At 71.7% G+C, this 20,990-nt stretch carries 17 protein-coding genes and 1 tRNA gene; 10 read left to right on the forward strand and 8 right to left on the reverse strand.

What is annotated here, in order from left to right:
* Positions 1–69 precede the first annotated feature (69 nt).
* On the reverse strand, positions 70–2,820 hold the full coding sequence (gene aceE, locus ACFVVX_RS01020) for a pyruvate dehydrogenase (acetyl-transferring), homodimeric type (protein WP_387939948.1): 2,751 nt from the start codon (positions 2,818–2,820) through the stop codon (positions 70–72).
* 516 nt (positions 2,821–3,336) lie between these two features.
* Between aceE and ACFVVX_RS01025 the strand changes: the two genes are divergently transcribed.
* The 5 genes from ACFVVX_RS01025 (at position 3,337) to ACFVVX_RS01045 (ending at position 7,370) form a co-directional block, all read left to right on the forward strand.
* On the forward strand, positions 3,337–3,771 hold the full coding sequence (locus ACFVVX_RS01025; protein WP_387939950.1) for a DUF3052 domain-containing protein: 435 nt from the start codon (positions 3,337–3,339) through the stop codon (positions 3,769–3,771).
* A 230-nt stretch (positions 3,772–4,001) separates the two neighbouring features.
* On the forward strand, positions 4,002–4,460 hold the full coding sequence (locus tag ACFVVX_RS01030) for a peroxiredoxin (RefSeq protein WP_387939952.1): 459 nt from the start codon (positions 4,002–4,004) through the stop codon (positions 4,458–4,460).
* Between the two features lie 260 nt (positions 4,461–4,720).
* Positions 4,721–5,296: a TerD family protein gene (locus ACFVVX_RS01035; protein WP_387939954.1), complete on the forward strand. Its 576-nt coding sequence runs from the start codon at positions 4,721–4,723 to the stop codon at positions 5,294–5,296.
* Positions 5,297–5,498: 202 nt separating this feature from the next.
* On the forward strand, positions 5,499–6,074 hold the full coding sequence (locus ACFVVX_RS01040) for a TerD family protein (RefSeq protein WP_387939956.1): 576 nt from the start codon (positions 5,499–5,501) through the stop codon (positions 6,072–6,074).
* A 189-nt stretch (positions 6,075–6,263) separates the two neighbouring features.
* Positions 6,264–7,370, forward strand: coding sequence for a DUF475 domain-containing protein (locus tag ACFVVX_RS01045; protein ID WP_387939958.1), 1,107 nt, complete (start codon positions 6,264–6,266; stop codon positions 7,368–7,370).
* 131 nt (positions 7,371–7,501) lie between these two features.
* Here the strand turns inward: ACFVVX_RS01045 and ACFVVX_RS01050 are convergent, their stop codons facing one another.
* Positions 7,502–8,674: a DUF2637 domain-containing protein gene (locus ACFVVX_RS01050; protein ID WP_387939960.1), complete on the reverse strand. Its 1,173-nt coding sequence runs from the start codon at positions 8,672–8,674 to the stop codon at positions 7,502–7,504.
* Between the two features lie 437 nt (positions 8,675–9,111).
* Here ACFVVX_RS01050 and ACFVVX_RS01055 point away from each other — a divergent pair, with 437 nt between their 5' ends.
* Positions 9,112–9,858 (forward strand): Tellurium resistance, encoded by a 747-nt coding sequence (locus tag ACFVVX_RS01055; RefSeq protein WP_387939962.1) that lies wholly within the window; start codon positions 9,112–9,114, stop codon positions 9,856–9,858.
* 73 nt (positions 9,859–9,931) lie between these two features.
* Here the strand turns inward: ACFVVX_RS01055 and ACFVVX_RS01060 are convergent, their stop codons facing one another.
* Positions 9,932–11,086, reverse strand: coding sequence for a TerD family protein (locus ACFVVX_RS01060; RefSeq protein WP_387939964.1), 1,155 nt, complete (start codon positions 11,084–11,086; stop codon positions 9,932–9,934).
* 359 nt (positions 11,087–11,445) lie between these two features.
* Between ACFVVX_RS01060 and ACFVVX_RS01065 the strand changes: the two genes are divergently transcribed.
* The 3 genes from ACFVVX_RS01065 to ACFVVX_RS01075 all read left to right on the forward strand — a co-directional run bounded on the left by ACFVVX_RS01065 (position 11,446) and on the right by ACFVVX_RS01075 (position 16,248).
* Positions 11,446–12,657 carry an HpcH/HpaI aldolase/citrate lyase family protein gene (locus ACFVVX_RS01065; RefSeq protein WP_387939966.1) on the forward strand — a complete coding sequence of 404 codons (1,212 nt, stop codon included), beginning with the start codon at positions 11,446–11,448 and terminating at the stop codon, positions 12,655–12,657.
* A 199-nt stretch (positions 12,658–12,856) separates the two neighbouring features.
* On the forward strand, positions 12,857–15,340 hold the full coding sequence (locus ACFVVX_RS01070) for a phosphoribosyltransferase (RefSeq protein ID WP_387939968.1): 2,484 nt from the start codon (positions 12,857–12,859) through the stop codon (positions 15,338–15,340).
* Between the two features lie 5 nt (positions 15,341–15,345).
* On the forward strand, positions 15,346–16,248 hold the full coding sequence (locus ACFVVX_RS01075) for an HAD family hydrolase (protein WP_387939970.1): 903 nt from the start codon (positions 15,346–15,348) through the stop codon (positions 16,246–16,248).
* A 151-nt stretch (positions 16,249–16,399) separates the two neighbouring features.
* Here the strand turns inward: ACFVVX_RS01075 and ACFVVX_RS01080 are convergent, their stop codons facing one another.
* Positions 16,400–16,624 carry a zinc ribbon domain-containing protein gene (locus tag ACFVVX_RS01080; protein ID WP_387939972.1) on the reverse strand — a complete coding sequence of 75 codons (225 nt, stop codon included), beginning with the start codon at positions 16,622–16,624 and terminating at the stop codon, positions 16,400–16,402.
* 95 nt (positions 16,625–16,719) lie between these two features.
* On the reverse strand, positions 16,720–18,063 hold the full coding sequence (locus ACFVVX_RS01085; RefSeq protein ID WP_387939974.1) for a hypothetical protein: 1,344 nt from the start codon (positions 18,061–18,063) through the stop codon (positions 16,720–16,722).
* Between the two features lie 211 nt (positions 18,064–18,274).
* On the opposite strand from ACFVVX_RS01085, the gene ACFVVX_RS01090 reads away from it, so the two are divergent.
* A tRNA-Val gene (locus ACFVVX_RS01090) sits at positions 18,275–18,349 on the forward strand.
* Positions 18,350–18,417: 68 nt separating this feature from the next.
* On the opposite strand, the gene ACFVVX_RS01095 is transcribed toward ACFVVX_RS01090, so the two are convergent.
* The 3 genes from ACFVVX_RS01095 to ACFVVX_RS01105 all read right to left on the reverse strand — a co-directional run bounded on the left by ACFVVX_RS01095 (position 18,418) and on the right by ACFVVX_RS01105 (position 20,771).
* Positions 18,418–19,560, reverse strand: a complete 1,143-nt coding sequence (locus ACFVVX_RS01095; protein WP_387939976.1) for a tyrosine-type recombinase/integrase — start codon at positions 19,558–19,560, stop codon at positions 18,418–18,420.
* Complete coding sequence (locus tag ACFVVX_RS01100; protein WP_387939978.1) at positions 19,560–19,748, reverse strand: helix-turn-helix domain-containing protein; 189 nt, start codon at positions 19,746–19,748, stop codon at positions 19,560–19,562. The genes ACFVVX_RS01095 and ACFVVX_RS01100 overlap by 1 nt, the downstream gene beginning before the upstream one ends.
* 117 nt (positions 19,749–19,865) lie before the next feature.
* On the reverse strand, positions 19,866–20,771 hold the full coding sequence (locus ACFVVX_RS01105; protein ID WP_387939980.1) for an AAA family ATPase: 906 nt from the start codon (positions 20,769–20,771) through the stop codon (positions 19,866–19,868).
* Between the last annotated feature and the right edge of the window lie 219 nt (positions 20,772–20,990).

Below are 20,990 nucleotides of genomic sequence, written 5' to 3' on the forward strand. Positions count from 1 at the left end.
CGCGCCGGGAACCCCGAAGGGCCCGGACCTCCGTACGGAGGTCCGGGCCCTTCGGTGTCCTTCGACCGGTCAGGCGTCGCCGCCGGCGGCGCCCGGGTCGGCCGCCGCCACGTCCAGCAGCTGGTAGCGGTCGATCGCCTCCTTCAGCGCGCTGCGGTCGATCCGGCCCTGCTTGGCGAGCTCGGTGAGCACACCCAGGACGATCGACTGCGCGTCGATGTGGAAGAAGCGACGGGCCGCGCCACGGGTGTCGGCGAAGCCGAAGCCGTCGGCGCCCAGGGACTGGTACTGGCCCGGCACCCAGCGCGAGATCTGGTCCGGCACGGCGCGCATCCAGTCGGACACGGCGACGAACGGGCCCTCGGCGCCCTGGAGCTTCTGCGTCACGTAGGGGACGCGCTGCGGCTCCTCCGGGTGCAGCAGGTTGAACTCCTCGGACTCCACCGCGTCGCGGCGCAGCTCGTTCCAGGAGGTCGCGGACCAGACGTCGGCCTTGACGTTCCACTGCTCGGCGAGGATGCGCTGGGCCTCCAGGGCCCACGGCACCGCCACGCCGGAGGCGAGGATCTGGGCCGGGATCTGGCCGGCGGTCGCCGGGGCGTACCGGTGCAGACCCTTGAGGATGCCCTCGACGTCGACGTTCTCCGGCTCGGCCGGCATCTTGATCGGCTCGTTGTAGACGGTCATGTAGTAGAACACGTCCTCGCCGTGCGGGTGCTCGGCGCTGGAGCCGTACATCCGCCGCAGACCGTCCTGGACGATGTGCGCGATCTCGAAGCCGTACGCGGGGTCGTACGTGACGACGCCCGGGTTGGTCGAGGCCAGCAGGTGCGAGTGCCCGTCGGCGTGCTGCAGGCCCTCACCGGTCAGGGTGGTGCGGCCGGCGGTGGCGCCGATCACGAAGCCGCGCGCCAGCTGGTCGGCCATCTGCCAGAACTGGTCGCCGGTGCGCTGGAACCCGAACATCGAGTAGAAGACGTACACCGGGATCAGCGGCTCGCCGTGGGTCGCGTAGGACGAGCCGGCGGCGATCAGCGAGGCGGTGCAGCCGGCCTCGGAGATGCCGTCGTGCAGCATCTGGCCGGTCGGCGACTCCTTGTAGGCGAGCAGCAGGTCGCGGTCGACCGACTCGTACGTCTGGCCGAGCGGGTTGTAGATCTTCGCCGACGGGAAGAGCGAGTCCATGCCGAAGGTGCGGTACTCGTCGGGCGCGATCGGAACGAAGCGGTTGCCGATGCCCTTGTCGCGCATCAGGTCCTTGAGCACCCGGACGAACGCCATGGTGGTGGCGATGGTCTGGTTGCCCGAGCCCTTCTTGACCGCCTTGTACGCGTCGTCGCCCGGAAGCTCCAGCTTGCGCGGCCGCACCTTGCGGGTCGGCACGTAGCCGCCCAGCTCCTGGCGGCGGTCGTGCATGTACTGGATCTCCTCCGAGTCACGGCCCGGGTGGTAGTAGGGCGGGTAGCCCTCCTCCAGCTGCTTGTCCGTGATCGGCAGGTGCAGGCGGTCGCGGAAGCGCTTCAGGTCCTCGACCGTCAGCTTCTTCATCTGGTGCGTCGCGTTGCGGCCCTCGAAGTTGGGGCCCAGCGTCCAGCCCTTGACCGTCTGGGCGAGGATGACCGTCGGCTGGCCCGTGTGCTCGCGGGCCGCCTTGAACGCCGCGTAGACCTTGGCGTGGTCGTGGCCGCCGCGACCCAGGTGCTGGATCTGCTGGTCGGTCATCGACTCGACCATCTTGCGCAGCCGCAGGTCGCCGCCGAAGAAGTTCTCGCGGATGTACGCACCGGTCTCGGTGGCGTACGTCTGGAACTGGCCGTCCACCGTGGTGTTCAGCTTGTTCACCAGGACGCCGTCGCGGTCCTGCGCGAGCAGCGGGTCCCAGCTGCGGTCCCAGACCAGCTTGATCACGTTCCAGCCGGCGCCCCGGAACTGGGACTCCAGCTCCTGGATGATCTTGCCGTTGCCGCGGACCGGGCCGTCCAGGCGCTGCAGGTTGCAGTTGACCACGAAGGTCAGGTTGTCCAGGCCCTCGCGGGCGGCCAGCGACAGCTGGCCCAGCGACTCCGGCTCGTCCATCTCGCCGTCGCCGAGGAAGGCGTAGACGTGCGAGGCGGAGGTGTCCTTGATGCCCCGGTGCTCCAGGTAGCGGTTCATCCGGGCCTGGTAGATCGCGCCGAGCGGGCCGAGGCCCATCGAGACGGTCGGGAACTCCCAGAAGTCTGGCATCAGCCGCGGGTGCGGGTAGCTGGAGAGGCCGTACGGGGCCTTCGACTTCTCCTGGCGGAAGGCGTCGAGCTGCTGCTCGGACAGTCGGTCCAGGAGGAAGGCGCGGGCGTAGATGCCGGGGGAGGCGTGGCCCTGGAAGAAGATCTGGTCGCCGGACTCGCCCTCGGCGTCCTTGCCACGGAAGAAGTAGTTGAAGCCCACGTCGTACAGCGACGCGGAGGAGGCGAAGGTGGCGATGTGGCCGCCCACGCCGATGCCGGGCCGCTGGGCCCGGGAGACCATGACGGCCGCGTTCCAGCGGGTCGCGTTGAGGACCTTGCGCTCGATCTCCTCGTTGCCGGGGAAGAAGGGCTCGTCCTTGGTCGCGATGGTGTTGACGTAGTCCGTGCTGCGCATCTCGGGCACGGCGACGCGCTTCTCGCGGGCGCGCTCGATCAGGCGGAGCATCAGGTAGCGGGCGCGCTCGCGCCCCCGCTCGTCGATGGCCGCGTCAAGCGACTCCAGCCATTCCGCGGTCTCCTCGGGATCGAAGTCCGGGACCTGACTCGGAAGGCCGCCAATGATGATCGGGTTGCGATCGGATCCGGAAGCCACGCTGTTCCTTCACTGTCGGTCGAAACTGAGGTGTGTCGCGCCGCCTCCATCGTGCTACCGCGCTCGGAGATCCGTCATCTCTACCGATCGGTAACCATTCCGCCTGGTGGGCGGTACGGTCTGGCGGTGTGCGGTCCGGGCGTCGTCGCCTGTGCCGCGCACCCCCGGGTGTTACGAACAGAGGTGGTCCGACCTGGTTGCCCGACCGTCCGATGGCGGGCGGTCGGGGTGAGGGCCAACAGGAGACTCTACGCCCGCGCACGCGCGGACCCGAATGCCGTTCGCATCTCGGGCACACGTACGCCCTGTGGGCCGGGACCACCCGAAGCATCCTTGTCTTACGCAGAGAAGGGCAAATCGGTGTGATTCGCGACACATCGACCGGCGTGTCCCCCTGTGGCACGTCAACCTTTGGGGGGGATCGGGGGTCGGGTACTTGCGCGAACCGCCGCGCCCGTGTGGACTACGGCCACAGCCTCGGCACGGATGCCGAGCCGAATACTGGAGGTTATTCCCGTGAGCGCGACCGCGGACCCCGCGGACAAGTCCAACCCGGCGCACCGTCTCGGTTTCGAGAAGGACCAGATCATCCAGGAGCTGGGGTACGACGAAGACACTGACCAGGAACTCCGCGAGGGCATCGAGGAGCTCACCGGGACGGATCTCGTCGACGAGGACTACGACGACGTCGCCGACGCCGTCCTGCTGTGGCACCGCGACGACGACGGGGATCTCACCGACGCCCTCGTCGACGCCCTGGAGTACCTGGCGGAGGGCGGCCTGATCTGGCTGCTGACGCCCAAGACCGGTCGGGACGGCCACATCGAGGCCTCCGACATCGCGGACGCGGCCAAGACCGCCGGTCTCTCGCAGACCAGCTCGATCGCCGTCGCCAAGGACTGGGCCGCCACCCGTCTGGCCACGAAGGCCGCGAAGGCGGGCAAGCGCTGAGCACCCTGTGAAAGCCACGGCCGGGCCCCGCTGGACGAACCTCCAGCGGGGCCCGGCCGCTTTCCGCTCCCGTTCGGAGCCATCCACCAGGGCGGCGTTCGCCGAGGGCGAAAGCGGGGGGTCCGGGACCCCCCGGCCTCACCCATCCGGCCGAATCGGGCCCGACGAATGCGAGGATGACGCTCGCCGCGCCCCTCGCGCGGCACGGTCGCGTCAGAAAGGTCCCCACCATGGCCATCGAGGTCGGCACCCAGGCTCCGGACTTCGAGCTGAAGAACCAGCACGGCGAGCTGGTCAGGCTCTCCGACTTCCAGGGCAGCAAGAACGTCGTCCTGGTCTTCTACCCGTTCTCCTTCACGGGTGTCTGCACCGGCGAGGTCTGCGCGATCCAGAAGGAGCTGCCGCAGCTCCAGAACGACGACGTGCAGGTGCTCGGCGTCTCCAACGACTCGCCGTTCACCCAGCGGGTCTTCGCCGACCAGGAGGGCCTGGACTACCCGCTGCTCTCCGACTTCTGGCCGCACGGCGAGGTCTCCCGGGCCTACGGCGTCTTCAACGAGGAGAAGGGCTGCGCGGTCCGCGGCACCTTCGTGATCGACAAGGCCGGCACGGTCCGCTGGAGCGTGGTCAACGACCTGCCGGACGCCCGGGACGAGCAGGAGTACCTGAAGGTCCTCGGCGCGCTCTGAGGCCCCCTGTAGCCCCTGTACGGCCCCTCGGGGCGGCGCGGGAGGCCCGGGAGGACTTGCGGGGCCCGTGGGCCCGGTGGTGCCGGGAATCGATCACGGAGATTCGAACAGCCACGCCGGGCCCGTTCCCTGCCCAGGACGGGAACCCGGCACTACGATCGGTCCGTTGGCTGGTCAGAGGCCCGGCGGCAACCGCCGGCCGGCGCCTCGGACCGCACCACGGGGGCACCTGGACGTGCCTCCCGATTCTTGGAGGACCAGTGGGTGTCAGCCTGAGCAAGGGCGGCAATGTCTCGCTCACCAAGGAGGCCCCCGGCCTGACCGCCGTGATCGTCGGCCTTGGCTGGGACGTCCGCACCACCACGGGCACGGATTTCGACCTGGACGCCAGCGCCCTGCTCTGCAACGACCAGGGCCGGGTCGGCGCGGACGGCAACTTCGTCTTCTTCAACAACCTGACGAGCCCGGACGGCTCGGTCGAGCACACCGGCGACAACCTCACCGGTGAGGGCGAGGGCGACGACGAGCAGATCAAGGTCAACCTGGCCGGCGTCCCGGCCGACGTGGCCAAGATCGTCTTCCCGGTGTCCATCTACGACGCCGAGAACCGGACCCAGAACTTCGGCCAGGTCCGCAACGCGTTCATCCGCGTGGTGAACCAGGCGGACAACAAGGAGCTGGCCCGCTACGACCTCTCCGAGGACGCCTCCACCGAGACGGCCATGGTCTTCGGCGAGCTCTACCGCAACGGCGCCGAGTGGAAGTTCCGCGCCATCGGCCAGGGCTACGCCTCCGGCCTGCGCGGCATCGCCCAGGACTTCGGCGTCAACGTCTGATCCGGGTACGTACGGGCCCGTGCCGGCCTGACGGAGCACCGCCCCGGCTTCGTGCTGCCCGGGTGCTGCCCGGGTGCGGTGCGGGTGCGGCGCACTGGGAGGATGGGAGTTCAGGAAGTTCAGCCGGTCGGAAGCGGCCGGACGGGGCCACGGGGGCATACACCTGAGATGCGCCCCGGGACGCAAGGGAGGAAGGACAGCCATGAGTGTCACGCTCGCCAAGGGCGGTAACGTCTCGCTCACCAAGGCCGCGCCGAATCTGACACAGGTGCAGATCGGTCTCGGCTGGGACGCGCGCTCGACCACGGGTGCGCCGTTCGACCTCGACGCGAGCGCCCTGCTCTGCGGGGGAGGCCGGGTGCTCGGCGACGAGTACTTCGTCTTCTACAACAACCTCACGAGCCCCGAGGGCTCGGTCGAGCACCAGGGCGACAACCTCACCGGCGACGGCGACGGCGACGACGAGGTCGTCCTGGTCAACCTGGACCTCGTCCCGGCCCAGGTGGACAAGGTGGTCTTCGCGGTGTCGATCTACGACGCCGAGACGCGGCTGCAGAACTTCGGCCAGGTGCGCAACGCCTACATCCGGGTGGTCAACTCGGTGGACGGGCAGGAGATCGCCCGTTACGACCTGACCGAGGACGCCTCCAGCGAGACCGCCATGATCTTCGGCGAGCTGTACCGCTACGCGGGGGAGTGGAAGTTCCGCGCGGTGGGCCAGGGCTACGCCTCCGGTCTGCGCGGCATTGCCCTCGATTTCGGCGTAAACGTACAGTAAAGGCCCGGACGTCACACACATCGAGAAGTGGGCAGTGCGGGGGTGACCTGACCGGGCCGGGCCCGGTCAGGGCGTCTCAGGACGCCGCCGCCACGACGCCGTGAGAAAACTCCGCGAGAACCTCGCGGGAACACTCGCAACGACGCCGCACCCGCGGCACGCCCTGAACCTGAAAGGTAACCAAGTCCCGTGTTCCTCCGCACATTCGGCTGGTCATTCGCGATCACCGTCATCGGCCTGATCGCAGCCGGCCTGCTCTGGGGAGCCGAGGGATTCGGCATCGTGCTGATCCTCTCCGTCCTGGAGATCTCCCTCTCGTTCGACAACGCGGTGGTCAACGCCACGGTGTTGAAGCGGATGAACCCGTACTGGCAGAAGATCTTCCTCACCGTCGGCGTGCTGATCGCCGTCTTCGGCATGCGCCTGATCTTCCCGCTGCTGGTCGTCGGCCTCACCGCGCACCTCAGCCCGGCGACGGTCATCGACCTCGCGCTCAACTCCGAGAACACGTACAACGGCTCCACGTACGCCCAGTACCTGGAGGCGGCCAACCCGGCCATCGCGGCCTTCGGCGGCGTGTTCCTGCTGATGATCTTCCTCGACTTCATCTTCGAGGAGAAGGACTACAACTGGCTGGCCTGGATCGAGCGCCCGCTGGAGAAGGTCGGCAAGCTGGAGGCCTTCTCCTCGGTGGTCGCGCTGGTCTCGCTCTGCCTGGCCGCCAACTTCTTCGCCGACGGGCACGCCGAGACCGTGCTGCTCTCCGGCATCCTCGGCCTGGTCACCTACCTCGCCGTGAACGGCCTGTCCTCGATCTTCGAGGCCGGGCTCGAGGAGGAGGCCGAGGAGGAGGAGAAGGCCGAGAAGAGCGGCAAGTCGATCGTCCAGGTCGGCGGCAAGGCCGCGTTCTTCCTGTTCCTCTACCTGGAGGTCCTGGACGCCTCGTTCTCCTTCGACGGCGTGGTCGGCGCGTTCGCCATCACCAGCGACATCTTCATGATCACGCTGGGCCTCGGCATCGGCGCCATGTACATCCGCTCGCTGACCGTCTTCCTGGTCCGCAAGGGCACCCTGGACGACTACGTCTACCTGGAGCACGGCGCGCACTACGCGATCGGCGCGCTCTCGGTGATCCTGCTGGTCGGCATCAAGTACCACATCCCGGAGATGGTCACCGGCCTGATCGGGGTCGCCTTCATCGGCCTGGCCCTGGGCTCCTCGATCCTGCGCAACCGCCGTGAGACCGCCGAGGGCGGGGACGGCGAGGAGAAGGAACTGGTGAGCGCGGGCGAGTAGCCGCGCCCGCCCCACGCGCCCGCCGGGTTGTCGCCCGGCCGGCCCGGAACACGTGAACGGCCGCCCCCGAGCCTGTGGGGGCGGCCGTTCACGTGTTCCGGGCCCGATGCGGGCCGCTCTGCCGTTCCCGGCTAGCCGAGCTGCTGCTCGATGGCGCGCAGCTTGCGCTCCAGCGAGTCCAGCTTGGGCATCGACAGGGTGTCGTCGTCGGCCGTCAGGTCGATCGTCGAGCTGCGGTACGAGCTGCCGTAGGTGCTGCTGTAGGAGCTGCTGTAGGAGGACTCCGAGGAGCCGCTGCCGTAGGAGCTGCCGGTGGCGGAGCCGGAGGAGGAGCCGACGGCGGCGCGCGGGCGGCGGCCGGCCTCCAGCGCGCTCAGCGAGGAGCCGGCCTCGAGCTCGGGGGCCTGGGAGTTCGCGGAGGCGGTATCGGCCTCGGCGGCTAGGGCAGGCTCCGAAGCGTTCGGGCCGTCTCCGGCAGCGGTGAGGGCGGGCACCTGGCGGCCGCCGCGGGCCCGGGCGAGCACGCCGCCCTGACGGGAGATGGCCTTGAGCTCGGCGCGCTCGCGGCGGTCGGCGCTGCGGGCCCGCAGCTTCGCGGCCTCCTTGGACTGGCGCTCCTCGCGCACCTCCTCGACCGCCTCGTCCAGGCTGCGGACGTTCTCCAGCAGCATCAGCGACCAGGCCGCGTAGGTCTCGCGCGGGGCGCGCAGCCAGCGGACGATGCGGATCTGCGGCAGCGGGCGCGGCACGAGGCCCTGCTCGCGCAGGGCGGCCTTGCGGGTCTGCTTCAGCGCGCGGTCGAACAGGATCGCCGCCGAGATGGACATGCCGGAGAAGAACTCGGGGGCGCCGTCGTGGGACATGCCGCGCGGGGCGTGCACCCAGTTGAACCAGGCCGAGGCGACCGCGAACACCCAGACCAGCAGGCGCGAACCGAGCGCCGCGTCGCCGTGGCTGGCCTCGCGCACGGCGAGCACCGAGCAGAACATCGCCGCGCCGTCCAGGCCGAACGGGACGAGGTACTCCCAGCCGTTGGACAGGCCCAGGTTCTCCTTGCCGAAGCCCACCAGGCCGTGGAACGACAGTGCGGCCGCGACGCCGGCGCAGCAGAACAGCAGGACGTAGGAGGAGATCCCGTAGATCATCTCCTTGCGCCGGCGGCGCTCCTCGCTGCGCTCCCAGGAGTCGCCCGACTCCTCGGCCTTGGTGTTCTTGAAGCGCAGGGTCGCCACCAGGATGGCGGTGAACAGCAGGGCTGCGCCGCCGATGACGGTCCAGACCAGCTGTATGGAGGTCAGGTTCATTGCGGGTCGGGCCTCGGGTTTCCGCAGGGGACAGGTCACAGTGCGAGACAGGCGGTCAGGTCGCAGGACAGGGAGCGAGCCTGACGGTGCGTCGTTGCCGCCGGGCGCGCCCACCGCGCCCGGGCAGGGCGGACGGGACACCTGTGCGGCTAGACGATATCGCGTCCGAAGGGGCGGCATCGTACGGGAGCGGGGCTCGGGCCCGCCAATCGACCCGCCGAAGGCTCGGGCGGCCGCTGCGGCTCCGGCTCGGACGCCGGCTCCGGTGGTGGTGCGGCATCGGCTCGGGCGGTGGTGCGGCGGTGGTGCGGCGGTGGTGCGGTCGGTGTCCCGGCCGCCTGGATGGGTAGGGGAGTTGGGTACCCGGCGGGTGGCCTGATGCCCGATCATGGAGCGGCGGACCGTCGGACCGACCGGCGGCCGCGGGGGAGGACTGGATGGCCTCGATTTGGGAGTACCTGCGCGGGGAGCGGAACACCCTCGACCCCGGAGGCCAGCACAAGATCACGCTCACCAAGTCGGCCCCGCACTACGCCATCACCGGGGCCGCGGCCACCACCGGCTTCCTGTACGTCAACCTGCACTGGACCGCCCGGGTCTCGGCCCCCGGGCCGAGCGCGCGGGAGACGCTCAAGCGCTGGTTCAGTCCGCGCATCCTGAGCCCGATGGAGCCGGACTCCTACCAGAGCTCGCAGGTCAACGTGGACCTCGACCTGGCCTGCATGTACGAACTGACCGACGGCACCCGGGGAGTGGTGCAGCCGCTCGGCGGCTTCTTCGGCGATCTGCAGCGTGCGCCGTACGTCAAGCTCAGCGGCGACGACCAGTACGGGGCGCCCTCCGGCGAGACGATGTACGTCAACCTGGAGAAGAAGGAGCAGTTCAAGCGGCTGCTGATCTTCGTCTACATCTACGACGGCACGCCCGCCTTCGAACAGGCCAACGCGGTGGTGACGATCGTGCCGCAGACCGGCCCGCGGATCGAGATCAAACTGGAGGAGCGGGCGGCGGCCGCGCGGTCCTGCGCGGTGGTGCTGATCGAGAACGACGGGGACAACCAGCTGACGGTGCGCCGCGAGGTGCGGTACGTCAACGGTTTCCAGGCGGACATCGACCGGCTGTACGGCTTCGGGATGCAGTGGCAGCGCGGGTACAAGGGCGGGCCCGGGGGCGGGTCGGACTAGGGTCCGGTCCGGCCGCGTTGTTCCTGGCGGTTCCTGGTGGTTCCTGGTGGTTCCTGGGGGTTCCCGGCGGTTCCTAGCGGGGCTGGAACTGCGGGCCCTGCGGCGGCAGCGCGAACTCCTCGGTGCCGGCCGAGCCCTGGGCGGCCTGGACCGGCTGCTGCTGGGGCGGCTGCGGAGCCTGGGGGGCCTGGGGCTGCGGGGCGGTGTTCGGCGGCGGGTAGCCGTACCCGGACTGCTGCGGCGCCTGCGGAGGGTAGCCGTACCCGGGGGCCGACTGCTGGTACTGCTGCTGCGGCTGGGCCTGCGGGTAGCCGGGGTGCTGGGCCTGCGGCGGGTAGCCGTAGCCGCCCGCCTGCTGCGGCTGGTTCTGCGGCTGCCGCGGTGGGTACCCGTAGCCCTGCTGCTGGGTCGGCGGCGCCTGGGGGGCGGGCGGGACCGTCGGCGGGACGGTCGGCGGTGCGGGCGGCGGCGGGGGAGTGCTGGTGGGCACGGCGGCCACCGGTGCGACGGTCGGCGCGGTCGTGGGCGGCAGCGGGACGGCGGGCGCCAGGGTGAAGGTCCCGGGCTCGGGCCGCTGGGCCGGGCGCGGGTCCGGCACGGCGGCGGCACGCGGGTCCACGGCGTGGGTCGCCTGCGGGGCGGGCTGGAGGGCCGCGTCGGAGGCCTGCCCGCCGTCGGCGGAGTCCTCGACGGTGATGCCGAAGTCGGTGGCCAGGCCGATCAGCCCGGAGGCGTAGCCCTGGCCGACCGCCCGGAACTTCCAGGCGCCGGCGCGGCGGTAGAGCTCACCCGCGACCAGGGCGGTGACCTCGTCGGCCTCCAGCATGGCGAACTCGGCGATCGCCGGCCCGCCCTCGCCGCCGGCGGCGTCGTACAGCAGGACCCGCAGGCCCGTCACGGCGCGGAACGTGCCGCCCTCGGAGGAGCCGGCCAGCACCACCCGGTCGACCCCGGCCGGCAGCTTGCCGAGCTCCACCTCCACGGTGTCGGCGATCTCGGCCCCGCCGGCCGTCTGCTGCTTGGGCAGGTGGCGCACCAGGCCGGAGGGGTGTCGCGGCTGGTTGTAGAAGACGAAGTCGGCGTCGGAGCGGACCCTGCCGTCCGTGCCGAGCAGGAGCGCGGACGCGTCCACGTCCGGCGCGCCGGGCGTCGCGTTCCAGCGCAGCACGGCGCGGACCGCGGCCACCGGCAGTGCGATGTTGGCGCCCTTGGCCATCACGTGCGTCATAGCCGACCATCCTGCCTGTTCGCCACCCCTTCGGACAACGTGACCGAAGGTGGTGGAACGGTGGGGGACTTTGCCAACGCTTGCGCTTTGTGAAGCGGACGGTAACCTTCCGAGAATTCGATGTTTCGGAACCTCGTTCGACCGGGGGACGTCCGTACGATGGGCGGAGAGAGGGCCCGGGGGGTTCGTCGGGGGGTGGCGGAGCATCGCGCGCCCGGGAACCACCCGCCCCGTGGACCGGTTAGTCCTTGTGATGCGCGAGCCCGGGAGCGATGACGCTCCGTACCCGCATACCCCGTTCCGGGCCTGCGTACCCGCACCCCCGCCGCCCGGCGGCCGCACCCCCAGAGGAGAGCACCATGCGCCATTTCGGCCACCTCGCCGACGACGTACGCGGCCGGCTCTTCCTCGAACAGCCCCGGGCGTTCTCCCCGGAGAGCGGGGCGGCGGTCCTCTCGACAGCACTCGGAGCGACCCTCTACAGCCCGGCGACCAGGCCCACCCTGGGGGTCGACATCCGCAAGCAGGCCGCCCGGGGCGTCGTCTCCATGGTGCTCTGCCTGGAGGACGCGATCGCCGACCACGAGGTGCCCGCCGCCGAGGCCAATCTGGTCGCACGGCTCGGGGAGCTTCACGAGGAGGTCGCGGGGGGTCCCTCCGGTGGCGATATCTCCATCGATTGCACACATGATCTCCCCCTCCTCTTCATAAGGGTTCGTGCGGCCTCCCAGATCACCGATCTCACCGCCCGGCTCGGCCCGGCGATCGGTCTGCTCACCGGTTTCGTCCTGCCGAAGTTCACCGAGGAGAGCGGCGGCGAGTTCCTGGAGGCGCTGGCCGCCGCCGAGGCCGCCACCGGTCGGCGGCTGTTCGCCATGCCCGTCCTGGAGTCCCCCGAGCTGGCCCACCTGGAGACCAGGCGCGAGCAGCTGTTCGGCGTCTCCCGGCTGCTCGACAAGTACCGCGAGCGGGTCCTCGCCGTCCGCCTCGGCGTCACCGACCTCTGCTCCGCGTACGGCCTGCGCCGCTCGCCCGACCTCACCGCGTACGACGTCGCCCTGGTCGCGGCCGTGATCGGGGACGTGGTCAACGTGCTCGGCCGGGCCGACGGCACCGGGTACACCATCACCGGGCCGGTCTGGGAGTACTTCCCCGTCCAGGAGCGGATGTTCAAGCCGCAGCTGCGCCGCACCCCGTTCGCCGAGGCGGAGCCCTCCGGCGAGGCCGTCCGCCAGCGGATCATCGAGCACGACCTGGACGGGCTGATCCGCGAGATCGAACTCGACCGGGCCAACGGACTGCTCGGCAAGACCTGCATCCACCCCAGCCACGTCCCCGCCGTGCACGCCCTCTCGGTGGTCACGCACGAGGAGTACTGCGACGCCCGCGACATCCTCGACCAGGAACGCGGCGGGGGAGGGGTGCTGCGGTCGGCGTACACCAACAAGATGAACGAGGCCAAGCCGCACCGGGCCTGGGCGGAGCGGGTGATGCTGCGCGCCGAGGTGTTCGGGGTGGCCCGGGAGGACGTCAGCTTCGCGGAGCTGCTCTCGGCGTGCCTCTGCGGGTGAGGGGGCCCGGGTCGGCCTCTTCCCTTTCCTCTCTTCCTTCCTCCCTTCCGGCGCACTGCACGCACTGCATGTACCGCACGCACCACACGCTCCGCATGTACCGCACGCTCCGCATGTACCGCACTCTCCGCACGTACGACGAGTACCGCACCGCACGTCCCGCGCGTACCGCACCGCACCACCGAAAGTTGGACCAGCAGTGACAGCACAGCAAGAGTGGACCGGCCGCTGGGTGGCCGAGCGGGCCGGCGTCGGCCTGTCCGGCTCCGACCGGCTCCCCGAACTGGTCGGCCTGGCCCTGCGGGAGAACCCGAAGCGGGCCCACCTGCTGGTCTCCAACGTGCTCGGCAAGCACGTCCCGCAGCGCCCGTCCGTGGTCCACGGCGCCGGACTGGAGCTCGGCCGCCGGGTGCGCGAACTGCTCGGCGAGCAGGCCGCGCACGCCGTGGTGCTCGGGTACGCGGAGACCGCCACCGGCCTCGGCCACAGCGTCGCCGACGGCCTGGACGCCCCCTGTCTGCACTCCACCCGCCGTCCGGTGGCGGGCGTCGCCCCGCTCGGGGGCTTCGAGGAGGAGCACTCGCACGCGACCTCCCACCTGCTGCTGCCCGCCCACCCCCGACTGATCGAACTCCTCACCGGGGACGGCCCGTTGGTGCTGGTGGACGACGAGTTCTCGACCGGTAACACGGTCCTCAACACCATCCGTGCCCTGCACGCCCGCCACCCGCGCGGCCACTACGTGGTCGTCGCCCTGGTCGACCTGCGCGACGAGCGGGACCGCGCCCGCCTCGCCGACCTCGCCGCCGAACTCGGCACCCGGGTCGACCTGGTGGCCACCGCCGCCGGCGGTGTCGAGCTGCCCGCCGACATCCTGGCCCGGGCGCAGCGGCTGATCGCCGAGACCGGGCCGGCCCCCGAGCCGCCCGCCGCCGCGCCCGCCCCGCTGGCGCGGGTGGAGCTCGCCTGGCCGGCCGGACTGCCGGACGGCGGGCGGCACGGGTTCACCACCGAGCACCGGGCCGCACTGGACTCCGCCCTCCCCGAGCTGGCCGAGCAGGTCGCCGGGCAGCTGGCCGGCGGTGAGGACCGGGTCCTGGTGCTCGGCTTCGAGGAGCTGATGTACGCGCCGCTGCGCCTGGCCGGGGCACTGGCCGACCGGCTCGGCGAGGAGCGGGTCCGCTACTCCACCACCACCCGCTCGCCCGTCCTCGCGGTGGACGACCCCGGCTACGCCATCCGCACCCGGCTCTCCTTCCCCGCGCACGACGACCCGCAGGACCAGGACTCGCGCGAGCGGTTCGCCTACAACGTCGCCCCCGGCACCGACCCGGCCCGCCGCTTCGACGCCGTGGTGCTGGTGGTCGACGATGCCGCGGACACGCCCGCCCTGCACGAGGGGGAGCGCGCGCTGCTGACCCAGCTGCGGCAGGTCACCGACCGGGTGGTCCTCGCCGTGCTGCCCTCCCACCGGCCTGCTGGTCCGCCGGCTGATCTTGCGGGTTCGTCGGTCGGCTCGTCGGTCGGTCCGGGTGCCGGTCTGCCGTCGCCGCTGTACGGGCCGGCGTTCTCCTCCTACCGCCCCGAGGAGGTGGCCTGGCTGCTCAAGGACCTCTCCGACGTCCCGCTGGAGGCCCCGACCGAGGAGCGCGAGGAGGCCGTCCAGAGCGGCGGCGCGCACTACGCCGAGTCCCTGCCGGTCGAGTACCAGCCCAGCCCCGAGTACCAGGAGCTGTTCCACCAGGCCCTGCGGGTCTCCGCCCGCCGGATCGCGCTCGCCGTCGGCACCGTCGCCGAGACCCTGCTGAACGAGCGCGGCCCCGGCCTGGTGCTCGCCTCGCTGGCGCGGGCCGGTACGCCCGTCGGCGTCCTGATCCGCCGCTGGCTCGCCTTCGCGCACGGGCTGGACACCCCGCACTACGCCGTCTCGATCATCCGGGGCCGGGGCATCGACCCGGTCGCGCTGCGCTACCTGGACGCCCGCCACCACGCCCCCGACGTCGTCTTCGTCGACGGCTGGACCGGCAAGGGCGCCATCACCCGCGAACTCGCCGCCGCCCTCGCCGGATCGGCGTTCAACCCGGAGCTGGCCGTCCTCGCCGACCCCGGCCGCTGCGTGCGCACCTACGGCACCCGGGACGACTTCCTGATCCCCTCCGCCTGCCTCAACTCCACCGTCTCCGGCCTGATCTCGCGCACCGTGCTGCGGAGCGACCTGATCGGCCCGGACGACTTCCACGGCGCCAAGCACTACACCGACCTGGCCGGCGGGGACGTCTCCGGCGCCTTCCTGGACACCGTCGCCGACCACTTCGCGCAGGTCCTGGAGGAGGCGCAGGCCGCCGCCGAACTGGCGGCCGCCGCCGACCGCACCCCCGACTGGGCCGGCTGGGCCGCGGTCGAGCGGATCAGCGCCGAGTACGGCATCGATGACGTCAACCTGGTCAAGCCCGGCGTCGGCGAGACCACCCGGGTCATGCTGCGCCGCGTCCCCTGGAAGGTGCTGGCCCGCCGGGGCACCGGTGCCGACCTCGACCACGTCCGTCTGCTCGCCGCCCAGCGCGGCGTCCCCGTCGAGGAGGTGGACGACCTGCCGTACTCCTGCGTCGGACTGATCCACCCCCGCTACAGTCGGGGAGCGACCGGTGCCTCCGGCACAGCCGTCCTGGTGAAGGAGTCCTGAGCCCGATGAGTGGTTTCCTGGTCGCGAGCGACCTCGACCGCACCCTGATCTACTCCAACCGCGCACTCGCGCTGGACGTGCCCGACCGGCTCGCCCCGCGGCTGCTCTCGGTCGAGGTGCACGACGGCAAGGCGCTCTCGTTCATGACCGAGCAGGCCGCCGCCCTGCTGGTCGAGCTCGCACGCGAGGCCGTCCTCGTCCCCGCCACCACCCGGACCAGGACGCAGTACGAGCGCGTCAACCTGCCCGGCCCGACGCCCGGCTGGGTCCCGTCGTACGCGATCTGCAGCAACGGCGGGCAGCTGATCGTGGACGGTGTCCCGGACGAGGACTGGCGCACCGAGGTGCGCGGTCGGCTGGCCACCGCCTCCGTGCCGCTGGCCGAGGTGGTCGAGCACCTGGCCCTGTGCGCGGACCCGGAGTGGACGCACAAGCGCCGGGTCGCCGACGACCTCTTCGCCTACCTGGTCGTCGAGCGTGCCGAGCTGCCGGCCGGCTGGCTCGACGAACTCACCGGGTGGTGCGCCGAGCGCGGCTGGACGGTCTCGCTCCAGGGCCGCAAGGTGTACGCGGTGCCGGCGCCGCTGAGCAAGAGCGCCGCCCTGGCCGAGGTCGAGCGGCGGGTCGGCGGCTGTACCGTGCTGGCCGCCGGTGACTCGCTGCTCGACGCCGACCTGCTGCTCGCCGCGGACGCCGGGTGGCGGCCCGGGCACGGCGAACTCGCCGACAGCGGCTGGACCGCCCCCGGCGTGACCGCCCTCGACCAGGTGGGGGTGGCGGCCGGGGAGGAGATCGTCCGCTGCTTCCTGGAGCGGGTGCGGGCGGGGGTGCCGGTCGCGGGCGAGGTGGGCGAGCCGGTTGAGGCGGCCGAGGTGGCCGCGACGGTTGAGGCGGCCGAGCTGGCGTAGCGGCCCGGTAGTCCGGCGCCGCCTGATTCTGTTTCTCCTGCTGGTGCTGCTAGTCCTGCCGATCCTGCTGCGCCCGGGTCCGGCTCCGGGGCTGGGCCCGCGTCTGGGTCCGAGCCCGGGGCCGGTTCGGCAGGATCGGCCGTGACCGGGCCTAGCTGCAGCAGCCGCCTCCGCAGCAGCCCCCGCCCCCGCCGGACGGGGCCTGCTGCGGGGCGCCGCCTCCGGAGGCGGCGCCGGTGACGGCGACGGCCGACAGCAGCTTCACGGTGTCCTCGTGTCCCTGCGGGCACACCGCCGGGTCGTTGGCCTGCGCCATCTGGCGGCGGAGTTCAAAGGTGGCGCCGCAGGAGCGGCAGCGGAAGTCGTAGCGTGGCATACCCCGCAGCGTACCCAGCGCGGTGCCCGGTTGCGACGGGGCCGATGGAGTCCGTGGAGCTGTAGGGAGCACACGGAGCCCGTGGAGTCCTGGGTTCAGTGGTGGCTGCCGAGGTCCCCCCGGATCAGCTCCACCACCCGCGCCGCCGTCTCCCGTACCTCGGCCAGCTCGGTCAGGAAGTGCCAGTAGTCGGGGTGCCGACCGGCCGCCTCCAGCTCCGCCACCGCCCGGTCCAGCCGTCCCACCGCCGCGTCCAGCGGACCGGCGTGCCGAGGGTCCGGCGCCTGGCGTCCGGCCATCGCGAGCCGCTGGGCGTCCCGCAGGGCGAAACGGGTCCGCTCGATCTCCCGGTTCGGGTCGTGCTGCACCTCGTTCAGCTGCCGCAGCCGCTCGTTCACCGCGACCACCGAACCGTCCGCCGTGTCCAGCAGGGCGCGCACCGTACCGATCGCGCCGGTCGCGTCCGCCCAGCGCTGCTCATCGCGCGCCCGCGCCGCCTCCGCCAGCTTCTGCTCGGCCGCGCGCCCGGCCTCCGCCACCTGGTCCGGCACCCGCTGAAGGTCCTGCCAGCACGCCGAACTGAACCGGCGGCGCAGCTCGCTCAGCGCCGGCTCCACCGTGCCCGCCTTGGTCTCCAGGGCCTGGATCCGGGTCCGCAGACTCGCCACCCGCCGGTCGATCTCCCGTGCCCGCTCCGGCAGTTGCCCCGCGTCCGCCGCGATCGACTCGGCGCGCTCCTTGACGTTCTCCGCCCGCTGCAGCGTCCCCGCCACCCCGTGCTTGGCCGCGCCCTCGTTCAGCCGCCCCAGTTCCGGCGCCAGCTCCGCCAGCCGCGCCGCCAGGTCGTCCGCCCGCAGCCCGGCCCCGCGCGCCGTGTCCAGCGCGTTCGTCGCCGCGAGCAGCGCGCGCTTCGCCTGCTCCACCGCGGGCGTCACCCGCATCAGCTGCGACTCCGCGTGGTCCAGCGTCGGCTGCAACCGCCGCAGGAAGTCCCCCAACTCCGCCTGCGCCGCTCCGAGCTGCCCCTTCACGTCCTCCAGCTGGTGCCGGGCCCGCGCCGCCGCACCCGCCTCCAGCTCCTCGGCGTCCAGGTCGTGCGCGTCCAGGGCGGCCAGATAGTTCACCGTCACCTGGTCGATCCGGCCGGAGATCGCCTGGAAGTCCGCCACCGCCCGCCGCGCCGCCGCACCGTCCTCGGCGGCCCGCACCGTCTCCACCGCCAGCTGCACCTCACGCTGCGCGGAGTCCAGCTCGTAGAACGCCTGCTGCGCCGCGTCCCGGGCCGCCTTGGCGTCCGCCCGCATGCCCTCGCCGCCGCGCCGCCCCCACCAGCCCCCGCCACGCCCACCGCCGACACCGCCGAACGCCGCCGCCCCCGCGGCCCCCAGCGCCCCCGCGACCACCAGCGGCAGCACCAGCGCCTCGGCCACTGCGCCCACCGGCGACCGCCGCCCCCGCCCGATCCCGCCGGCCACCCTCACTGCGCGCTCCCTGCTCCGACCGTTGATCCACCCCCATTCTTCCCGATCGCCCCACCCCACCGGCACCCCCACCCACCCCACCCCGTCCCACTCCCCGACCACCTGCGCCACACCACCCGCCGGACCAGGTACTCTAGGCAGTCGTCGTATCCCACCAGGCCGCGACGGGGGGCGCGTAGCTCAGTGGTAGAGCGCTGCTCTTACAAAGCAGATGTCGGCGGTTCGAAACCGTCCGCGCCCACCAGCAGAAATGGCCCGCAGCGATCACGCTGCGGGCCTTTTGACTGCACCGACTGACGGCAACCGCTGATGTCAGCCCGTCGGCCGCCTCCGCTTCAGCAGGCGGTCCATGTGCCCCAGAGCCTCCCGTCGCGTGTCCTCGGACACGTGCGTGTAAACGTTCATGGTCACGGCGATCTGCGAGTGCCCCAAGATCTCCATCACCACTCGCGGCGCGACCCCGGCGGCGAACAGGATGGTCGCGCAGCCGTGCCGCGCGTCGTGGAGCCGGATGCGCGGCAGGCCGCCGCCGGCGCCGATCCGCTCGAAAGACCGACTGAGGTTCCGGGGCTCGACCGGTCGGCCGTTCCGCGTGGTGAACACGTAGCCGCTCTCCTCCCACCCGTCGCCGGCCGCGGTCTGCTGCTCGGCCTGCTGGAGCCGACGCCACCGCAGCGGCGCGATGCACATCGTCGGCAGCGGGATCACACGCGTGCGGCGGTTCTTCGTGCTGTCGGCGTACAGCTCCTTCTGCACCCGCTGGAGCTGGTTCCGAACCGTGAGGGTGCGCCGCTCCAGGTCGATGTCGCTCCAGCGGAGCCCCAGGACCTCGCCGCGCCGCAGGCCCAGCGTGATGGCCAGCACGAAAGCCGTGTACAGCGGGTCGGGGCGGGCCGCCTCCAGGAAGGTGACCGTCTGGTCGAGCGTCCACGTCTTCATCTCGCGAACCTCCACACGCGGGGCCGGGACCAGGGCGGCGACGTTCCGGCTGATCAGCTCCTCACGGCACGCCGCCGTCAAAGCCGTGCGCAGCACGCGGTGGGACTCCTTCGCCGTGGCAGCGGACGCCTGGCGCGACACCGTGACGAGGAGTCGACGGACATCGGCGGCGTGCAGGGACTCCAGACGCTTCGTCCCCAGATTGGGGATCAAGTAGAGCCTGACGTGGGTCTCGTACTTGGCGTACGTCGTCTTCTTCCGCTGGGGCCGGATGAACTCCTCCAGCCAGCAGCGGAGCCATTCGGCCAGCTTCTGCGAGCGCGTCGGCGTGGGGATCTTCGCGCGGGCATGCTTCACCAGCTCCTGTCGCTTGGCGTCGCACTCCTCCCAGGTGTCGCCGTACACGGTCTTGCGCTTGCGGGTGCCGTCAGGTTGCGGCACGTACACGCGCCCCTCGTACCGGCCGTCCTTGCGCTGCCAGATACTGCCGGCGCCATTCGGGTTCTTGCGGGCCATCAGTAGCGGTTCTCCTCGGTCTGGTTGCGAATGAAGTCAGCGAGAGATTCGGCGGCGATCCGCCGGGAGCGCCCGATGGTGAAGCTGGGCAGCTCACCGGAGCGGATCAGGTCGTACGTCTTGCTCCGGCTCAGCCGGAGCGAGGCCATGTCCTCGGGGACGGTCAGGGCTTCAGTGGCGGTGGCCATGGCAGATGTCTCCTCGGCGTGAGGTGGACGACTGGCGGGGCAGCCTGTCCCAGGGGGTGTCCCAGGTATCGGTGCAGGTCAAGGCCAGTGCTGGGACAGTGGGACAGGTGGGACAGTTCAGGTGCGGTCGGGCTGTCCCAGGGGCGCGGTGTAGGCGCCGAGGTTGGCGACGAGCTGGCCGTCGGCGGCCATACGGGCGCAGGTGCGACGGGTGTTGTCGCGCTTGAGGCCGGTGGCGTCGGAGATCTCGACGGGCTTGCTGCCGGGGTGGGCACGGACGTGGGCGAGGATCTGGGCGCGGGTGTCGTCGAGGGTGTGGTCGCTGGCGGGTCCGTCGAGGAGGAGCCAGCTGCCGGTGTCGGGCTGGAACTCCAGGGCGTGTTCGTTCTCGTCGACGTCGCGGCCGGTGATGTGCAGGACGCCGTCGGCCTTGCCGCGTGAGCGCTTGAGGACGAGGGTGGCGTCGGCGGCGCCGGCGAGGCCGTTGGTGCCGGAGACCTCGGCGAGGAAGTCGTCGGAGGCCATCTTGCGGACGTGGTGGACGAGGATCGTCGCCACCGAATGGCGGTCGGCGACCTGCTTGATGTGGCCGATGGCGGCGTAGTCGGCGTCGTAGGCGGCGGTGCCGGGAGCGGAGTTGCCGCGGACCTTGGCGAAGACGTCGATGACGACGAGGCGGGCGCCGGGGTTCTGGGTGAGCCAGTGGTCGAGGGCGTCGGCTCCGCCCTGGGGGAGCGGCGGGAACTCGGTGACGAGGGTGAGGGTCTTGGGGGCGTCGCGTCCGGCGAGGAGCTTGCCCATGCGGGTCTTCAGGCGGCGGGGGGTGTCCTCCAGAGCGAGGTAGAGCACAGGGCCGGGCTCGACCTCGATGCTGCCGAAGGCGGGGCGGCCGGCGGCGACGTCGAGGCCGAGACCGAGGGACAGCCAGGACTTGCCGACCTTGGGCGGTCCGGCGAGGAGGCTGACCCCTTCGGCGAAGAACCCGGGGACGGCCCAGCGGGGTTCGGGGAAGTCGGCGGCCATGAGGTCGGCCGCATTCCACACCGTGCGGGGCCGGGGAGAGCCAGCAGAGGGCTCGACGGGGGCGGTCCGGGGCCCGGGGCCGGGGGTCTCCCAAGGGTCGGCGTGCGGGGCCGCCTCGTCCGGCCACGGGATGTCCGTCTCGTCGTCGCCGACGATCCGCAGCCGGGGTCCGGGCGGTGCGCCCCCGGGCCCGGCCGGGCGGGTCACGCGACGCCCGGG

Origin of the sequence: Kitasatospora sp. NPDC058170 (assembly GCF_042883905.1) — a bacterium.
Classification (GTDB): Bacteria; Actinomycetota; Actinomycetes; order Streptomycetales; family Streptomycetaceae; genus Kitasatospora.

Coding starts and splice junctions, on each gene's coding strand:
- ACFVVX_RS01030 (WP_387939952.1), top strand. CDS start 4,002: ATGGCCATCGAGGTCGGCACCCAGGCTCCGGACTTCGAGCTGAAGAAC.
- ACFVVX_RS01040 (WP_387939956.1), top strand. CDS start 5,499: ATGAGTGTCACGCTCGCCAAGGGCGGTAACGTCTCGCTCACCAAGGCC.
- ACFVVX_RS01050 (WP_387939960.1), bottom strand. CDS start 8,674: ATGAACCTGACCTCCATACAGCTGGTCTGGACCGTCATCGGCGGCGCA.
- ACFVVX_RS01055 (WP_387939962.1), top strand. CDS start 9,112: ATGGCCTCGATTTGGGAGTACCTGCGCGGGGAGCGGAACACCCTCGAC.
- ACFVVX_RS01060 (WP_387939964.1), bottom strand. CDS start 11,086: ATGACGCACGTGATGGCCAAGGGCGCCAACATCGCACTGCCGGTGGCC.
- ACFVVX_RS01065 (WP_387939966.1), top strand. CDS start 11,446: ATGCGCCATTTCGGCCACCTCGCCGACGACGTACGCGGCCGGCTCTTC.
- ACFVVX_RS01075 (WP_387939970.1), top strand. CDS start 15,346: ATGAGTGGTTTCCTGGTCGCGAGCGACCTCGACCGCACCCTGATCTAC.
- ACFVVX_RS01080 (WP_387939972.1), bottom strand. CDS start 16,624: ATGCCACGCTACGACTTCCGCTGCCGCTCCTGCGGCGCCACCTTTGAA.
- ACFVVX_RS01095 (WP_387939976.1), bottom strand. CDS start 19,560: ATGGCCCGCAAGAACCCGAATGGCGCCGGCAGTATCTGGCAGCGCAAG.
- ACFVVX_RS01100 (WP_387939978.1), bottom strand. CDS start 19,748: ATGGCCACCGCCACTGAAGCCCTGACCGTCCCCGAGGACATGGCCTCG.
- ACFVVX_RS01105 (WP_387939980.1), bottom strand. CDS start 20,771: ATGGCCGCCGACTTCCCCGAACCCCGCTGGGCCGTCCCCGGGTTCTTC.